A 14,742-nucleotide genomic window follows, 5' to 3' on the forward strand; every position below is an offset into this window, starting at 1 on the left:
GGCCGGGTCCCTGTCTTCAGTCACGTCCGGGGGTTGTACTCCAGATTCACTGACCCGGCGTTGCGCCCCGAGTCCTGCAAGGAAGGAGGTAGAGGCGCTACTCGCTGTGGGAAACGTCCTGCCCCGGATACCCGGGGTGCCAGGCGCGCGCGCGTTCACTAACTAGCGTTTCCCTGGGGCGGGACCTGTTGGCCGGGCGTCTCGCCAGTCGTGTCGTAGTCCGACAGACCAAGGCGCCTCAGCAGTTTCTGGCATTCGGCGGAGTCCGCCGCCCCATTGGTCAGCAAGAAGGCGGTGCGCATGATGGGGAGATGAATGTGGCCGCTGCCCAGACCGAAGCCGTGGGCGGCCCCAATCATCTGCTTTAAAGGGAGAGAAAGGCGCAGACGCGATTTCAGCGCTACGGCCATTCGAGCGGGCCAGTCCCCCGCAAGCGCCGTATCCAGGGCGGCTGGGTCGAGGGTGCAGCCCTGAAGGACGCAGCGCTGTGCCGTGGCGATGACCGCAAGCTCGCCCAGGCGATGCATCAGTCCGGCGGTAAAGCAAAGGCTGGCGTCCGCCCGCAGGCTGCGACCCAGGGCCGCGGCCTGGTGGGCCATGCGCTCGCTCTGTTCCTGGTAATGCCGGGCGCGGGTCTGGAGGTTGGGGTCCTGAAGTGTGGTGGTGAGATCGAGGGCCATGGCCATTGCCAGATTCAGGGCGGTGGGGATGCCCAGAACCTGCAGGGCGTCGCGTAGCGAGGCATTGGGGGTGTCGGTGCGCCTCAGAGCAGTGCCGTTGGATGCATCGATCAGGCGCGTGACCAGGGATGGAATGTCCTGCCAGGCCTTCTCCAGTTCGGACAGCGAGAGTGTGTCGGCCCGCGCCCTCAATTCCCGCAGTGCGTCAAGATCGATCGGTGTAGGCAGTCTCAGCTCACCGGATTCGGCCTGTTGCAGGGCGTTTTCCAGGGCGGGCGCCTCCGGCTTGCCCTCGGCTTCTTCGCGGGACTCGGCGGTAGTCGCTCCCGTAGCCAGTATCGCTTGCAGACGGTCATGCACCAGTTCCGCCTCAAAGGGCTTGGAAATAAAACCCCGGACGCCGTAGCGAGCGGCGCGCTGGACACTCTTACGGTCCGGGTTCGCGGTGATGATGACGATGGGCGTGACGCGGCCATCGATGGCCGCCCGTCGCAGGAAGTCCAGCCCGTTCCCGTCGGGCAGCGACAGGTCCGACAGCACGAGGTCGTGGTGTGTCTCGCGCCAACGTCGCAGGGCCTCGGTAATGGAGCGCGCGTGGAAGATGTCGGAATCGGGATAAAGGCCGCGAACGAGCGTCTTCAGGAGATCCGCCATGAGATCTTCGTCTTCCAGTATCAGGATCTTCATAGGGGGTCCGGATGCTCGCGCCCACAGGGAGGTTGTGACCTTCAGGTTCGGTTGTCCGAAGGATGGGGTCAAGCGGGGACCGGCGAAGTCCCACGACCGGGTGCCCCGCGCCGGCCATGGGTGTCGCGTCAGCCGACGGTAGACCCCGCCAGCCGGGCCGCCAGGACCTCCTGTGCGGAGTAGGGGGCCTGGTCGTCGGCGGGCCGAATGCGGGTGTAGCTGCCGTCCGGTTGCAGGGACCAGGCGGTGGCGGTGTCGCGCAGATAGTTGAACAGTGATTCTTCGGCCACGCGGTCGCGAAGAGCCGCGTCGCGCACGGGGAAGGCCACCTCGACGCGGCGGAAGAAGTTGCGCGGCATCCAGTCGGCGCTGGACAGAAAGACTTCGGGGTCACCGTCGTTCTCGAAGTAGAACACCCGGGAGTGTTCCAGGAAACGCCCCAGCACCGAGCGAACCTCGATGTGGTCGGAGACCCCGGGCACACCGGGACGCAGGCTGCATATGCCGCGTACGATCAGCTGGATCTGCACCCCGGCCTGGGATGCCTCGTAGAGCGCCTGGATGATCTTTGTTTCGTTGAGCGAGTTCATGCGCGCGACGATGCGCGCGGTCTTGCCGGAGCGGGCATTCTTGGCCTCGCGTTCGATCTTCTCCAGCATTGCGTCGTGCAGGCGGAATGGCGCCTGGATGAGCTGGCGCAGCTTGGTGACCTTACCCAGTCCGGTGAGCTGCAGGAAGATGCGGTGGACGTCCTCGGTCAGCACGGGGTCCGCGGTGAGTAGGCCCAGATCGGTGTACGCCTTGGCCGTCCCGGAGTGGTAGTTGCCGGTGCCCAGGTGGGCGTAACGGGTGATGCGGTCGCCGTCGCGGCGAACGACCAGGGCCAGTTTGGCATGTGTCTTGTAGCCGACCACGCCATAGGTCACGTGGACCCCGGCATCCTGCATGCGGTTGGCCAGTTCGATGTTGTCCGCTTCGTCGAAGCGCGCGCGCAGCTCGATGACGACGGTGACTTCCTTGCCAGCCTGGGCGGCCTCGATCAGGGTTTCCACCAGGGGCGAGCGGGTGCCCGTGCGATAAAGTGTCTGCTTGATCGCGAGGACCCGTGGATCGGCCGCCGCCTGGCGCAGGAATTCCACCACCGGCATGAAGGACTGGTAGGGGTGGTGCAGCAGGAGCTCCTGCTCGCGGATGGCGGCAAAGATGCCACTGCCGGTGGCATCGCCGCGTGGCAGGGCTGGCACCATTGGCGGGAACTTGAGGTCCGGCCGGTCCACCAGCTCGTATACGGCCATCAGCCGGTTCAGATTGACCAGGCCGGTGACCTGGTAGAGGTCCTCCGGGTCCAGGTGGAATTGCTGCAGCAGGAAATCCGCCGCCTCTTGTGGGCAGTTGTCCGCGACCTCCAGGCGTACCCCAGCCCCGTAGTTGCGCTGCGGGAGTTCCCCTTCCAGCGCATTCAGGAGGTCGTCGATTTCTTCTTCCTGTACGAACAGGTCGGAGTTGCGGGTCAGGCGGAACTGGTAGCACCCAGTCACCTTCATGCCCTGAAAGAGCTCGTCCACGTGGGAATGCAGAATGGAGGACAACAGCACGAAGTCGTTGCCCCCATTACTCACTTCCGGCGGCAGGCGCACCAGACGAGGAAGCGAGCGCGGGGCCTGGACGACCGCGCGGCCGGATTCACGTCCGAAGGCATCCTTGCCTTTCAGCGTGACAATGAAGTTCAGGCTCTTGTTCAGGATGCGCGGGAAAGGGTGGGCGGGGTCCAGCCCGATCGGACTCAGCACCGGTTGCAGCTGTTCGCGGAAATACTGGCGCACCCAGTCCTGCTGTGCGGAATCCCAGTGGGTGCGGCGCAAAAAGTGGATATTCTCGGCGGCGAGGGCTGGAATCAGTTCGTCGTTGAGGGTGCGGTATTGCGCCTCCACCAACTCGTGGGCGCGTGGCGCGATCTGCCGAAGCTGCTCGGCGGCCGACAGGCCGTCCGGCCCCGGCGCCTGGACATTCAGCTCGACCTGCTGGCGCAGGGAGCCCACTCGCACCTCGAAGAATTCGTCCAGATTGGTGGAGGAAATGCTGAGATAGCGCAAGCGTTCCAGCAGCGGGAACGCCGGGTCCTGGGCCAGTGCGAGCACCCGCCGGTTGAATTCCAGCAGGGATAGCTCGCGGTTCAGGAAAAGCTCGGGTTCGGTCACGTCGTTATCCAGCATGCGTGACTCGCAGAAGAAGTGGGTCCGCAAGTCTATGACGACATTATGTCAGTTCGATGACTAGGTTTGCCGCAAGGCTGTGGCGAAGGCCCCGGGCCGCGTGCCTGAACTGCGGTGTACGAGGCCCGGCGGCTATAATTGGCGGATCAACCATGCAGAGGGCATCCCCCTGCCGTAAGGAGAAGTCCCTTGCCCGAATTTATCTTGACATTGCACGCCCGCGACGAAGCACAGCCGGAACTGCGCAAGGTCTCGGTGACGGCCGAAGGCGAACTGCCCGAATACGGGCAGGTGTGGGTCTGGGACATCCTCTATGCCCAGCAGTTGTTTGCCCTGGGCGAAGTGCAGGCGTCCCAGGATCTAAAGGAGACCCTGGAGCTGTGGGCGGTGAACATGTCCAGCAAGGTCTTCCAGCCGCACGGTCATATCCTCGCCAAGGGCTATCTGGACCTGTCCGAGGAGCTGGAGGTCGTCAGCGGTGATGCGGTGCCGAGCCCGGCGGACGGTGATCGTCAGGTGGTCGTGTCGGTCGATGGGCAGGCCGGCCAGTTGCCGGATGTCCGTGTTTCCCCGGAAAGCCTGGCGGCCGACGAGCGCCAGGCACTGGTGCTGGGTCTGGGGCAGTACTTCAACTTCGAGAACCCGATGTTCGCCCGTGAACTTCCGATTCACGTGCTGGCCATGCGCAAGTACCACGCGGACATCAATCTGCCGCATACCCAGGCCGCACTGGAGGAGGCACCCTTCTTCGCCATCCAGAAGGCGATGGAGTACTTCCAGGCCGCCAACCAGGGCACGGTCCAGTAGTCCTGCGGTCACTGCGTCTGGCCGTGAGCGCGTGCTACGGTTTCCCGCATGAGGACTGTCTACTCCGCTGCTGACCCGGTGATGGCCGGGTTCATCGAGAACCTGCTGCAGGAGGCCGGGATTCCGGCCTACGTGAACCAGGCGGGGCTGTACAGCGCCGCCGGTGAAGTCCCGCCCACCGAGACCTGGGCGCGGATCATGGTGGTGCACGAAGAGCAGGCCGAAGAGGCTCGCGCCATCATCCTGGAGTATTTCGAGGGCGAGCCGCAGCATGACGGTGAGAATTGGAAGTGCTCGCGCTGTGGTGAGGTGATTGAACCCCAGTTCACCCAGTGCTGGAACTGCGGCCGCGAAAAGCCCAAAAGCTGAACCGCCACGTTTTGAGGCCGCAGGGTCAAGGTCGTCCCGCGCGCCCGTTGCCGCCGTACTGGCTGCGAATCCGCTGGATGTAGTTCTGTGTTTCCGCGAACGGCGGCACGCCTCCATGGCGTTCAACCGCGCCCGGCCCGGCATTGTAGGCGGCCAGGGCGAGATCCAGGTTGCCCTCGAAGCGATCCAGCATAGCCGCCAGGTAGCGCGTGCCGCCGTCGATGTTTTGCGCCGGGTCAAAGCGGTCGCGGACTCCGAGCTCCGCGGCAGTCGCGGGCATGAGTTGCATCAGACCATGGGCCCCGACGCGCGAAACCGCCTGTGGATCGAAGCAGGACTCTACATGAATGACGGCCTGCACCAGCGCGGGGTCTACACCCTGGCGTGCGGCGGCGCTGCGAATGAGATCCGCGAACGCGCCCCCGCCCGTGGCGAGGGCATGCCGCGCGTGCTCGCCGCAGCGGGCGTGAGCGGTGGGGCGGCCATAGGTGGCGATGAGCTCCATGCCGCTGTCCTGCTGGCGCTGATTGGTGATCAGGCGCTCGCCTCCGGGGCCCTGAAACACAAAGACCTGACTGGGGGACCAGTCGCCGCCGCCCGTTGTCCCGGTGACCCTGCCCGAACCGCTCGGTGAGCGGATCGTCTCGTAGCTGCCGTGCTGGGGGCGTTCGTCGGTGAGGACGCGGGCACCCGAGGCGTCGCGATAGGTGAAAAACTCGGCCATGGCGGGGGCGGCCAGGACGATCCCCGCGAGTAGCGCCGTGAAGCGCAGCACGCCGTGTCCGGAATGCTTACCATGTGGCCTTGTTTGCAAGCCCTGTTCCCCCTGGCCCGGATGCCGAGCCGAGTACGGATCCCGATGACCGAGAACCCTGTCACAGTCTGCATTATGGCCCGTGAAAGCGCACGCCTTAAAGTGCGTGTTGAATGCCTGTTGTCGGGGACGGGTGTCGCGATGCCCGTGATCGAAGTATTGGAGTCGGTGGGTTCGACCAATCAGCACCTGTTGCAGGCGTCGGATCAGCGGGAACAGGCACCCCGAGCCTGTCTGGCAATGTCGCAGACGGCGGGTCGCGGCCGGCGCGGCCGCATGTGGCACACGGCGCCAGGAAAGAACCTGGCGCTCTCTCTGGCATGGCCTCTATCCAGGTCGCTTGTGCCTCCGGCCTATCCGGTGGGCGCGGGAACTGGGGTGGTTCGTGCGCTGGAGGAGTTCGGCCTCAGTCATGTCCGGCTGAAATGGCCCAATGACCTGATGGTGGGCGATGCAAAGTTGGGCGGGATTCTAGTGGAGCAACGCTTGGGAAGCGCTTCGGTTCCGGGGCGGCTAGTGGTTGGCATTGGAATTAATCTTGCGTCCGTTGAAACGCTGGATCTGGGGCGACCGGTGATCGACCTGGCGGCGCTCGGGGTCGATGTGGATCTCCTGGAGCTTGCCAGTCACGTGATCGCCCAGCAGTGCCGCCTGCATTCCGTGCTGATGAAGGAAGGCCTTGCCTCGTTAGCGCCGGAATTGGAGCGAATGGATATGCTGCGTGATCAGCCTATTGAGGTGCTCGATTCCGGTGCTCGCGGCAGGGCGCTTGGGATCGACCCGGAAAGCGGATGCCTGAAGGTCCGCTTCGAGGATGGGGTGACCCGTACGTTGCACTCGGGCGAGGTCTCGGTTCGGAGGTGTGAACATGTCTGATATCGCGCTGGTGGATATCGGCAGTACCCGAGTGAAGTGGCAGGTGCGCAGCGTCGAAGGCGGGGTGCTGGGCTCCGGTGCCAACCGTGAGCCCTCGGGTTGTGCGCGTGCCCTGGCGTCCATGGTGCGCGAGGCACCGATTGGCGCGATATGGCTTTCGCGAGTAGGGCCGTGCGAGCGTGAAGAGGCGTTCGCCAAGGCGTTGGCCGCAGTCGGCGTTAATGCCCCTGTGCATGCCGTGACCGTGACCTCAGATGGGCCGAATGGGCTGCACATCGACTACGCTCCGGGACAGCTTGGGGTCGATCGCTACTGCGCCCTGGCCGCTGCAAGGGCACGCTGTACCGCACCTGTGATCCTGGTGGATGCCGGCACGGGGGTCACGGTCGATGTGCTTGACGCGAACGGGTGCCATGCCGGGGGGTATCTGCTGCCGGGGCGCCAGCTCGGCTGGGAGGCGCTTCAGGCGCGTCTGGCCGATCGCATTGCTCCACGCGAGGCCACACAGTGGCCGGACGATCTCGAGACAAGCCCAGGGCTCAATAGCACCGAGGCCCTGGAACGAGGTTGGGGGTTGGGTCTGGCCGCTGCGCTGGACGGACTGGTTGCGCGCCTACGAACCGGGGATAGGGCCGACGCAGCCTGTTGGCTGACCGGGGGGGATGCCTATTGGCTGGCCCCATTGATGCGTGAAGAGGCCCGTATCGTCCCGAACCTGGTATTGGACGGCCTTTGGGAGTTATCTCGCTGGGACGCGACCGCATGCGCTGGCTGATCCTGTTTTTCGTTCTGCTCAACGTGGGCTACCTCACCTGGGCCTGGCATGACGGACGCCTGAACCCTGATCCCTACGGGGATGTTCCGGCCCTGGAACGTAATGGCGGCGAGCTTGAGCTGCTGGATGCCTGGCTGGAAACCCGCGTCAACGGTGATGCCGGGGCGGATCAGTAACGCGGGGAGCACGCCCTGGCCGGCGTGAGGAAGACGTGGGATCAGGCGGCTCCAAGGCGGATGGCGTTCTCGGTGTTCCAGCCGACATAAACGGCACCCTCGAATTCGATGACTGGGCGCTTGATCAACGCCGGGTGTTCCCCCATCAACGCGATCGCCCGTTCCGCGTCCAACCCCGCGCGCTGATCCTCCGGGAGCTGGCGCCAGGTGGTCCCCCTCCGGTTCACCAGGGTCTCCCAGCCCAGCCTGTCGACCCAGCCACGCAGTTGAGCTTCCTCGATCCCGTCTTTGCGAACGTCGACAAACCGATAGGACACGCCGGCCGCATCGAGCGCCCGGCGTGCCTTGCGCACGGTATCGCAGTTGGGAATGCCGTAGAGCGCGAGCTCAGACATCACGCAGCAGGGCGTTCAGGCCGACCTTGGCCTTGGTCTTCTCGTCCACGCGCTTCACGATGACCGCGCAGTACAGCGAGTACTTGCCATCCTTCGAGGGCAGGTTACCTGACACCACCACCGCACCGGCCGGCACACGGCCGTACAGGATCTCGTCGTTCTCGCGGTCGTAGATGCGTGTCGACTGGCCGAGGTACACGCCCATGGAGATCACCGCGCCTTCCTCGACGATCACGCCTTCGACCACCTCGGAACGCGCGCCGATAAAGCAGTTGTCCTCGATGATGGTCGGCGCGGCCTGCAGCGGCTCCAGCACGCCACCGATACCGACGCCGCCGGACAGATGGACGTTCTTGCCGATCTGGGCGCAGGAGCCGACGGTGGCCCAGGTGTCCACCATGGTCCCTTCGTCGACGTAGGCGCCGATGTTCACGTAGGAGGGCATCAGCACCACGTTCGGGGCGATGTAGCTGCCGCGCCGGGCGGTCGCCGGCGGGACCACGCGCACACCACCCTCGCGGAAGTCGCGGCTGGAGGTGTCGGCGTACTTGGACGGCACCTTGTCGTAGTAGTTGGTGAAGCCGCCTTTGATGAACTCGTTCTCGGCGATCCGGAACGAGAGCAGCACGGCCTTCTTCAGCCATTCGTTGACGACCCACTCGCCGCCTTTCTTTTCGGCGACGCGGGCCTGACCGCTGTCCAGCATGTCCATGGCCTCGTTCACCGCGTCACGCACGTTGGTCTCGACGTTGCGCGGGTTGATCTCGGCGCGGCTTTCGAAGGCGGTCTCGATGATGTTCTGGATATCCGACATTAGGTAATCCTTGTAACAAATTGAATGGAAATAGTTATTGGTAGAGCGAAGCGATTCGTTCTGCAGCCTCGATACAGGCTGAGGGTTCGGCGACCAGCGCCATGCGCACGTGTCCGGCCCCGGGATTGTGCCCGGTCTCGGGGTTGCTACGGGAGAGGTAGCGTCCGGCCAGCACCGTGACGCCGGCTTCGGCATACAGGCGACGGGCGAAGGCCTCGTCGTCGCCATCCGGTACCCGCGGCCACAGGTAAAAGCCCGCGCTCGGCGATTCCACGTCCATGACCTCCTGCAGGATTGGCACGACCGCGGCGAATTTTTCGGCGTACAGCGCTCGATTATCGGCGACATGGGTCTCGTCCGCCCAGGCCGCACGGCTGACGGCCTGCGTGGGTGGGGGCAGGGTGCAGCCGTGATAGGTGCGGTACAGCGCGAAGCGGTCGAGCAGGTCGGCATCGCCGGCGACAAACCCCGAGCGCAGGCCCGGCAGGTTGGAGCGTTTTGACAGGCTGTGGAACACGACGCAGCGCTCGAAGCCTGCACGACCCATGCGCGCAGCCGCCCCAAGCAGGCCGGCCGGTGGTTCCGCATCCGGGTGGTAGATCTCGGAGTAGCACTCGTCCGCCGCGATTACGAAGTCGTGCCGGTCGGCGAGGCCGATCAGCTCCTGCATCGCGGATTCGGACATACAGGCCCCGGCCGGGTTGCCGGGGTTGCAGATGTAGACCAGTTGCACCGCATCCCAGGTCGCGGCGTCGACTGCGGAGAAGTCGGGGAGGTAGCCGTTCTCCGGCGCCAGGTCGTAGAAAGCCGGTTCCGCCCCGGCCAGCAGGGCCGCGCCTTCGTAGATCTGATAGAAGGGGTTCGGCATCAGCACCCGTGCCCTGGGCTTCTGTGCGACGACGGCCTGCGCGATCGCGAACAGGGCCTCGCGCGTGCCGCTGACGGGCAGGACCTGCCGGTTGGCGTCCACCCCGTCCAGCTGGAAGCGCCGCTGCAGCCACGCGGCGATGGTCTCCCGCAGGTCGGGTTCGCCGCGGGTGGTGGGGTAGTGGTTGTAGCCCTGGAGCGCGTCGCGCAGTGCCGGTTCGACAAACCCCGGCAGCGCATGGCGCGGCTCGCCGATCGACAGGGCGATCGGCTCCCGGTCAGCGGGTTGTTCCAGGTCCGCGAACAGCCGGCGCAGGCGTTCAAACGGATAGGGCTGTAGCCGGTCCAGGCGCGGGTTCATGGCGGCTCGGGCGTCGTATTCGAGGGAAACGAAAGACCGCGCAGTATACCGGAGCCAAACACCAATGGGAGATCCACTCGCTTCCTGTGCGGCCAGTGTGGATGCACTGGTTTTGCTCTCGCGCTTGCCATGCGGCAGGCTTGGGCGTTTCCGATCGGGAGCGATGCATGGCGTGCAGCCACGACCACACGGCGCAGGGGAAGCGGGGGCTGGGTTCCTACCATAAGGGACTGCATGACCTGGGGAACGGCGCCTGGGCCTATCTGCAACCCGATGGTGGCTGGGGCTGGAGCAATGCCGGGTTGATCCGCGATGGCGAAGAGGCCTTGCTGGTCGACACTCTGTTCGACGAGCGCCTGACGGCCGAGATGCTCGCACAAATGGATGCCGCGACCGGGATCGGCGCGGGGGATATTAATCTCCTGGTCAATACGCACGCCAATGGCGACCACACCTTTGGCAACCGCCTGGTGCACCAGGCCGAGATCATTGCTTCACAGGCGAGTGCCGACGAGATGCCGGAGCTGCCGCCGGCGATGCTGGCCGGCCTGATGGCGCAAAGCGATGCGATGGGCGAGGTCGGGCAATACCTGCAGCGCTCCTTTGGTGCGTTCGATTTCGGTGGGGTGGAGTTGACCCTCCCGACGCGCACCTTCACCGGGCGGCTGGATCTTACGGTGGGCGACAAGGCCGTGGAGCTGATCGAGGTGGGTCCCGCTCACACCCAGGGGGATGTGCTGGTCCATGTGCCAGCTGACCGGGTCGTATACACCGGCGACATCCTGTTCATCGAAGGGACACCCATCATGTGGGCCGGCCCGGTGGGCAACTGGATCGCCGCGATCGACCGGATCCTGGCGATGGATGTCGAGCTGATCGTGCCCGGCCACGGGCCCATCACCGACAAGGCCGGTGCCCGGCGCGTGCGCGACTATCTGGTGTATATCGATGCGCAGGCGCGGGCGCGTTTCGAAGCAGGAATGCCGGCGGAGGAGGCCGCGTTCGATATCGCGCTGGGCGACTACGCCAACTGGGGGGATGCCGAGCGGATCGCGGTCAACGTGGACACGCTGTACCGCGAGTATCGCGGCGACACCGCCCCTCCGGACATCATGCGCCTGCTTACGTTAATGGCGCGTCTCGACGTCGCCCGTCGCCAGTAGCGCGCAACGGGCGCTCATCATCCCTTCGGGCGCGTGTACCAGAACCAGGCCAGGCGGCGCGAGCGCAGGCTCCAGGGCAGTAGCAGGGCCTGCAGCACCACCAGGATGTGCTGGGCGGGGCTGAACCAGTCCGCCTTGCGTCCCGAGGTCATCACGGGTGTCTCCAGTATCTGGAACCGCTGCCCGTGGTGGCGGCCCCAGCGCGCCATCGCGCGCGACAGGAACACCTCCTCGCCCGCATAGACCCGCTCGCTGAACCCCCCGACTGCTTCGAAGGCCTCGCGGGTGCAGAAGACGTAGCAGCCGGCGGCGAGTCCGAGCCGAGCCGACAGGGCGTTCCAGGCCGCCGCGCCCCAGCGGTAGATGCGATGGGTCAGGTGATCGAACGCGACGCGGGCTCCGCCGCCGCAGACCGCGCCGCTGTCCAGGGCGTCGAGTGTCGCGCGGATCAGATCGCCGTCCGGCCAGGTATCGGCATCGACGAACAGCAGGTAATCGCCATTGGCGATCTCGGCCCCGGCGTTGCGGGCTCGGCTGATACGGCGTTCGGGCTCGAATACGACCCTGCAACCCGCTTGTTGCGCGATCTGTGCCGTGGCATCCGTGGAGGCGTTATCGACGACGATGATCTCGCTGGTGTGCCGAATACTGGCCAGTTCCTGCTGGGTCGCGGCCAGCGTGCGAGGTAGCCACTCGGCCTCGTTCCAGGCCGGGATGATGACGGACAGCCGGGGTGCGCTGACCACGTGGGGTCAGTAGGTCGGCATGTGCGGGTCGACGTCGCGGGCCCAGGCGTCGACGCCTCCGCTGAGGTTGATCACTTGGTCAAAACCGGCCCGTTCCAGGAACCAGGCCACCTGTTGGCTACGGACCCCGTGGTGGCAGATCACCACCACTTCCTGTTTCGGGTCGAGCTCTTGATAGGTCGCCGGAATCTCGCCCATAGGCAATAGTCGCGACCCCTCGATCCGGCAGCGCTGGAACTCCCACGGCTCGCGTACGTCGAGCAGCAGCGGTGGGGTGCCGGTCTGGTCAAGGTAGTCGCAAAGTTCGCGGGGCGACATCTGGCGCATGGGGCGGGTTCCGGTCGATAGGAGCCACCACGCTAGTGGTCCGGAGAACCCACCGCAAGAAGGCATGGTGACTGAGGGCTTCCCATTCCCGACCACACTTGCGCCGCTTTGCCCGCCGGGATCGAACCTGATCGCTTGTCCGGAGGTTCGAATCCTTTGTGCCGTTCGGAAACGAAAAAGGGCACCCGAATGTGGGTGCCCTTTCTCTGGAATATGGCGCGCCCGGAAGGATTCGAACCTCCGACCACCTGGTTCGTAGCCAGGTACTCTATCCAGCTGAGCTACGGGCGCATCGTCTGAAGGCGCGCATTATCGCGATTGGCCCCGAGGGATGCAAGCCGTCCCGACCAATTCCTCGTCCTGGCGGTGGATTCGCGGCGTTCAGCCACGCGGGATCGGGTGGTACGGGGTGCTGCGCGCACGATCGTGCTCGTGCATGCGGTACTGCACGAAGTCGTCCTTGTCGTGGAAGTGCAGGAACGGGTTGCCGGCGTCCTGTTCTTCCAGCGTGGACTCGGCCTTCTCCGCGTAGTTGTGGCCGGGGTGGATGCAGGTATGGGCCGGGAGGCCTTCGCGCAGGCCGTTCAGGGTATGGAACATCTGCTCGGGGTCGCCGCCAGCGAGGTCACAGCGGCCACAGCCAAACACGAACAGGGTGTCCCCGGTAATCAGGTCATCGCCCGCGGGCATGTGGAAACAGGCCGAGCCGGGGGTATGGCCGGGGGTGTGCAGGAAGCGGATCTCGGTGTCGCCCAGGCGCATCTCGTCGCCTCCGTGATGCAGTTCCGGGCGTTCGAGGGACTTGCCCCAGAATTCGGCCTCCGGCTTGAGCAGGTGCAGGCGGGCGTTCGGATACTGTTCGAGGATCGCCTCTACCCCGTTGATGTGGTCGTGGTGGCTATGGGTGAGGAGGATGTCGGAGATCTCGACCTCGTTTGCGCGGGCCTGGCGAATGATCGCTTCGGGTTCCCATGCCGGATCGACTACGGCCCCGCGATGGCTGGCGCGGTCTTCGATCAGATACACGAAGTTTTCCATCGGGCCGAGTTCCTGGCGGTGGATGCGATAGGGCAGTGGGGTGCGGTCCATCGGGGTCTCCGTGAGTCGTTGTCGCTTTGGTATGGTCTATCCAATACCCATCCTGTATCGAGAAGGATCACGATGCCAAGTTCCGAGTCTTTGCACGTTGAATCCATGACCGCCGCAGCCGAGGCGGACTGGGAGGCGCGTTATCAGGCGGGCTCCACACGCTGGGATCGGGGTGCGGCCAGCCCATCGCTGGAGCGCTGGCTGGAGGTGACGGCGCTCGCGCCGGGTGCACGGATCGTCGTGCCGGGGTGTGGCTTTGGGCACGAGGTGCCGGCCCTGGCAGCACGGGGTTTTAAGGTCATTGGCCTGGATGTGGCGCCCACCCCTGTGGAGCATTTGCGCCAGCGCCTCGCGGCCGATGGCCTTGCCGCCGAGGTGGTGCAGGCCGATATGCTCACCTGGCAGCCAGAGATGCCCGTCGATGGCGTTTACGAGCAGACGTCGCTGTGCGCCTTACCCCCCGAGCAATGGCCGGCGTACGAGCGCCAGCTGCACGCCTGGTTGCGGTCGGGCGGTGAGCTGTTCGCCTGTTTCATGCAGACCGAGCGCGATGGTGGCCCGCCGTTTCATTGTGCGTTATCCGACATGCAGGCAACTTTTCTAGAGGAACGCTGGGAGTGGCGCGACGACCTCGGGCGCACCGATCACACCAATGGGAAGTTCGAGATACTGCGCCGGCTGATTCGGCGTTGAACCGATGGCGAGGAAGGTCCGTTAACGTGCCTGGCCGATGACCGTTCCACAGGAGGTCTCCATGTCCATTGTGCCGCCCAAGGGATTGCCAGGTATCCGGGCCGTGTTGCTGGATCTTTCCGGCGTACTCTATGTCGGAAACCAGGCCTTGGCGGGCTCGAAGATGGCAGTGCGACGCCTTCAAGAGTCGGGGGTGCCCATTCGCTTGATCACTAACACGACACGCGAACCGCGGTCGGCCATCATCCGAAAACTGCAGCAGATGGGCTTTGATTTCGCAGAGGATCAGCTTGCAACAGCACCCAGCGCGATTCGAAGCCGTCTGGAAGCAGATGGTCGTCGTCCCCTCTTGCTTGTTCATCCCGACCTCGAACCCGAGTTTTTCGACATGACCCCATCGGACCCCGATGTCGTCGTGTTGGGCGACATGGGGAAGGATTTTGATTACGCAGTCCTCAACCGCGCCTTTCGCCTGTTGATGGAAGGCGCGTCCCTGTGGGTGATGGGGACCAACCGCTATTTCCGCGAAGCGGACGGCTTGTCGCTGGACATTGGGCCGTTCGTCCGTGCCTTGGAATACGCCGCCGAGGTGGAGGCCGAGAACTTCGGCAAGCCGGACCCGCGCCTGTTCCACGCCGCCATCGAGGATCTGCACCTGGACCCGAGTGAGGTGTTGATGGTTGGGGATGACGTCGCCGGTGACATCGATGGAGCGCGCATGGCTGGGCTGGCCGCCTGCCTGGTGCGGACGGGGAAGTATCAGCAGGGAGATGAGGACCGTGCCCTCGAGCCCGGTGCGGGTGTGGCGAGTGATCTGAATGAGGTTGTCGAAGCCTTGCTCGACTTGGGGAAGACCCCTTGAGGGCAATGGGTCCGGCCAGAGGCCTTTC

The 14,742-nt window shown here is 65.0% G+C and carries 17 protein-coding genes and 1 tRNA gene; 8 read left to right on the forward strand and 10 right to left on the reverse strand.

The window, feature by feature from the left end; genetic code table 11:
* Positions 1–158: 158 nt before the first annotated feature.
* The gene (locus D002_RS0105730; protein WP_018140958.1) at positions 159–1,367 is read right to left on the reverse strand and encodes a response regulator; all 1,209 of its coding nucleotides are present in this window, start codon (positions 1,365–1,367) and stop codon (positions 159–161) included.
* 128 nt (positions 1,368–1,495) lie between these two features.
* Complete coding sequence (ppk1, locus tag D002_RS0105735) at positions 1,496–3,580, reverse strand: polyphosphate kinase 1 (protein WP_018140959.1); 2,085 nt, start codon at positions 3,578–3,580, stop codon at positions 1,496–1,498.
* Positions 3,581–3,769: 189 nt separating this feature from the next.
* Between ppk1 and D002_RS0105740 the strand changes: the two genes are divergently transcribed.
* Together D002_RS0105740 and D002_RS0105745 are read left to right on the forward strand one after the other, a co-directional pair.
* Positions 3,770–4,387, forward strand: coding sequence for a hypothetical protein (locus D002_RS0105740; protein ID WP_018140960.1), 618 nt, complete (start codon positions 3,770–3,772; stop codon positions 4,385–4,387).
* 48 nt (positions 4,388–4,435) lie between these two features.
* Positions 4,436–4,756, forward strand: a complete 321-nt coding sequence (locus tag D002_RS0105745; protein ID WP_081610824.1) for a DUF2007 domain-containing protein — start codon at positions 4,436–4,438, stop codon at positions 4,754–4,756.
* Positions 4,757–4,781: 25 nt separating this feature from the next.
* On the opposite strand, the gene D002_RS0105750 is transcribed toward D002_RS0105745, so the two are convergent.
* A complete protein-coding gene (locus D002_RS0105750) occupies positions 4,782–5,531 on the reverse strand; it encodes a lytic transglycosylase domain-containing protein (protein ID WP_018140962.1) in 750 nt (249 codons plus the stop codon).
* A gap of 114 nt (positions 5,532–5,645) precedes the next feature.
* Between D002_RS0105750 and D002_RS0105755 the strand changes: the two genes are divergently transcribed.
* From D002_RS0105755 to D002_RS0105765, 3 genes are read left to right on the forward strand one after another with little or no spacing between them, the layout of a single operon-like run.
* On the forward strand, positions 5,646–6,446 hold the full coding sequence (locus D002_RS0105755; protein ID WP_026181555.1) for a biotin--[acetyl-CoA-carboxylase] ligase: 801 nt from the start codon (positions 5,646–5,648) through the stop codon (positions 6,444–6,446).
* Positions 6,439–7,221 carry a type III pantothenate kinase gene (locus tag D002_RS0105760; protein ID WP_018140964.1) on the forward strand — a complete coding sequence of 261 codons (783 nt, stop codon included), beginning with the start codon at positions 6,439–6,441 and terminating at the stop codon, positions 7,219–7,221. Before D002_RS0105755 ends, D002_RS0105760 begins: the two co-directional genes overlap by 8 nt.
* Positions 7,209–7,397 (forward strand): hypothetical protein, encoded by a 189-nt coding sequence (locus D002_RS0105765; protein WP_018140965.1) that lies wholly within the window; start codon positions 7,209–7,211, stop codon positions 7,395–7,397. Before D002_RS0105760 ends, D002_RS0105765 begins: the two co-directional genes overlap by 13 nt.
* Before the next feature lie 41 nt (positions 7,398–7,438).
* On the opposite strand, the gene D002_RS0105770 is transcribed toward D002_RS0105765, so the two are convergent.
* Genes D002_RS0105770 through dapC form a run of 3 tightly spaced genes read right to left on the reverse strand, consistent with a single transcriptional unit; the run spans position 7,439 to position 9,834 of the window.
* Entirely contained in the window at positions 7,439–7,792 is a 354-nt protein-coding gene (locus D002_RS0105770; RefSeq protein WP_018140966.1) for an ArsC family reductase, read from the reverse strand.
* The gene (gene dapD, locus D002_RS0105775; protein WP_018140967.1) at positions 7,785–8,606 is read right to left on the reverse strand and encodes a 2,3,4,5-tetrahydropyridine-2,6-dicarboxylate N-succinyltransferase; all 822 of its coding nucleotides are present in this window, start codon (positions 8,604–8,606) and stop codon (positions 7,785–7,787) included. The genes D002_RS0105770 and dapD overlap by 8 nt, the downstream gene beginning before the upstream one ends.
* Before the next feature lie 34 nt (positions 8,607–8,640).
* The gene (dapC, locus tag D002_RS0105780) at positions 8,641–9,834 is read right to left on the reverse strand and encodes a succinyldiaminopimelate transaminase (RefSeq protein WP_018140968.1); all 1,194 of its coding nucleotides are present in this window, start codon (positions 9,832–9,834) and stop codon (positions 8,641–8,643) included.
* Between the two features lie 239 nt (positions 9,835–10,073).
* On the opposite strand from dapC, the gene D002_RS0105785 reads away from it, so the two are divergent.
* The gene (locus D002_RS0105785) at positions 10,074–10,997 is read left to right on the forward strand and encodes an MBL fold metallo-hydrolase (protein ID WP_026181556.1); all 924 of its coding nucleotides are present in this window, start codon (positions 10,074–10,076) and stop codon (positions 10,995–10,997) included.
* A 17-nt stretch (positions 10,998–11,014) separates the two neighbouring features.
* Here D002_RS0105785 and D002_RS0105790 read toward each other — a convergent pair whose 3' ends face one another.
* From D002_RS0105790 to D002_RS0105805, 4 genes are all read right to left on the reverse strand, one after another.
* Positions 11,015–11,743: a glycosyltransferase gene (locus tag D002_RS0105790; protein WP_018140970.1), complete on the reverse strand. Its 729-nt coding sequence runs from the start codon at positions 11,741–11,743 to the stop codon at positions 11,015–11,017.
* 6 nt (positions 11,744–11,749) lie between these two features.
* On the reverse strand, positions 11,750–12,070 hold the full coding sequence (locus D002_RS0105795; RefSeq protein ID WP_018140971.1) for a rhodanese-like domain-containing protein: 321 nt from the start codon (positions 12,068–12,070) through the stop codon (positions 11,750–11,752).
* Positions 12,071–12,284: 214 nt separating this feature from the next.
* Positions 12,285–12,361, reverse strand: a tRNA-Arg gene (locus D002_RS0105800).
* Positions 12,362–12,451: 90 nt separating this feature from the next.
* Positions 12,452–13,159, reverse strand: a complete 708-nt coding sequence (locus D002_RS0105805; RefSeq protein WP_018140972.1) for an MBL fold metallo-hydrolase — start codon at positions 13,157–13,159, stop codon at positions 12,452–12,454.
* Between the two features lie 72 nt (positions 13,160–13,231).
* Here D002_RS0105805 and D002_RS0105810 point away from each other — a divergent pair, with 72 nt between their 5' ends.
* Positions 13,232–13,852: a methyltransferase domain-containing protein gene (locus D002_RS0105810; protein ID WP_026181557.1), complete on the forward strand. Its 621-nt coding sequence runs from the start codon at positions 13,232–13,234 to the stop codon at positions 13,850–13,852.
* 61 nt (positions 13,853–13,913) lie between these two features.
* On the forward strand, positions 13,914–14,714 hold the full coding sequence (locus D002_RS0105815; protein WP_018140974.1) for a TIGR01458 family HAD-type hydrolase: 801 nt from the start codon (positions 13,914–13,916) through the stop codon (positions 14,712–14,714).
* Positions 14,715–14,742 lie beyond the last annotated feature (28 nt).

The sequence above is a fragment of the Thioalkalivibrio sp. ALJ7 genome, assembly GCF_000376865.1.
GTDB lineage: Bacteria > Pseudomonadota > Gammaproteobacteria > Ectothiorhodospirales > Ectothiorhodospiraceae > Thioalkalivibrio.

What these genes read in the sequence shown, in the direction of transcription:
- D002_RS0105730 (WP_018140958.1), bottom strand. Translation starts at nt 1,367, where the DNA reads ATGAAGATCCTGATACTGGAAGACGAAGATCTCATGGCGGATCTCCTG.
- ppk1 (WP_018140959.1), bottom strand. Translation starts at nt 3,580, where the DNA reads ATGCTGGATAACGACGTGACCGAACCCGAGCTTTTCCTGAACCGCGAG.
- D002_RS0105745 (WP_081610824.1), top strand. Translation starts at nt 4,436, where the DNA reads ATGAGGACTGTCTACTCCGCTGCTGACCCGGTGATGGCCGGGTTCATC.
- D002_RS0105755 (WP_026181555.1), top strand. Translation starts at nt 5,646, where the DNA reads ATGGCCCGTGAAAGCGCACGCCTTAAAGTGCGTGTTGAATGCCTGTTG.
- D002_RS0105760 (WP_018140964.1), top strand. Translation starts at nt 6,439, where the DNA reads ATGTCTGATATCGCGCTGGTGGATATCGGCAGTACCCGAGTGAAGTGG.
- D002_RS0105765 (WP_018140965.1), top strand. Translation starts at nt 7,209, where the DNA reads ATGCGCTGGCTGATCCTGTTTTTCGTTCTGCTCAACGTGGGCTACCTC.
- D002_RS0105770 (WP_018140966.1), bottom strand. Translation starts at nt 7,792, where the DNA reads ATGTCTGAGCTCGCGCTCTACGGCATTCCCAACTGCGATACCGTGCGC.
- dapD (WP_018140967.1), bottom strand. Translation starts at nt 8,606, where the DNA reads ATGTCGGATATCCAGAACATCATCGAGACCGCCTTCGAAAGCCGCGCC.
- dapC (WP_018140968.1), bottom strand. Translation starts at nt 9,834, where the DNA reads ATGAACCCGCGCCTGGACCGGCTACAGCCCTATCCGTTTGAACGCCTG.
- D002_RS0105795 (WP_018140971.1), bottom strand. Translation starts at nt 12,070, where the DNA reads ATGCGCCAGATGTCGCCCCGCGAACTTTGCGACTACCTTGACCAGACC.
- D002_RS0105805 (WP_018140972.1), bottom strand. Translation starts at nt 13,159, where the DNA reads ATGGACCGCACCCCACTGCCCTATCGCATCCACCGCCAGGAACTCGGC.
- D002_RS0105810 (WP_026181557.1), top strand. Translation starts at nt 13,232, where the DNA reads ATGCCAAGTTCCGAGTCTTTGCACGTTGAATCCATGACCGCCGCAGCC.
- D002_RS0105815 (WP_018140974.1), top strand. Translation starts at nt 13,914, where the DNA reads ATGTCCATTGTGCCGCCCAAGGGATTGCCAGGTATCCGGGCCGTGTTG.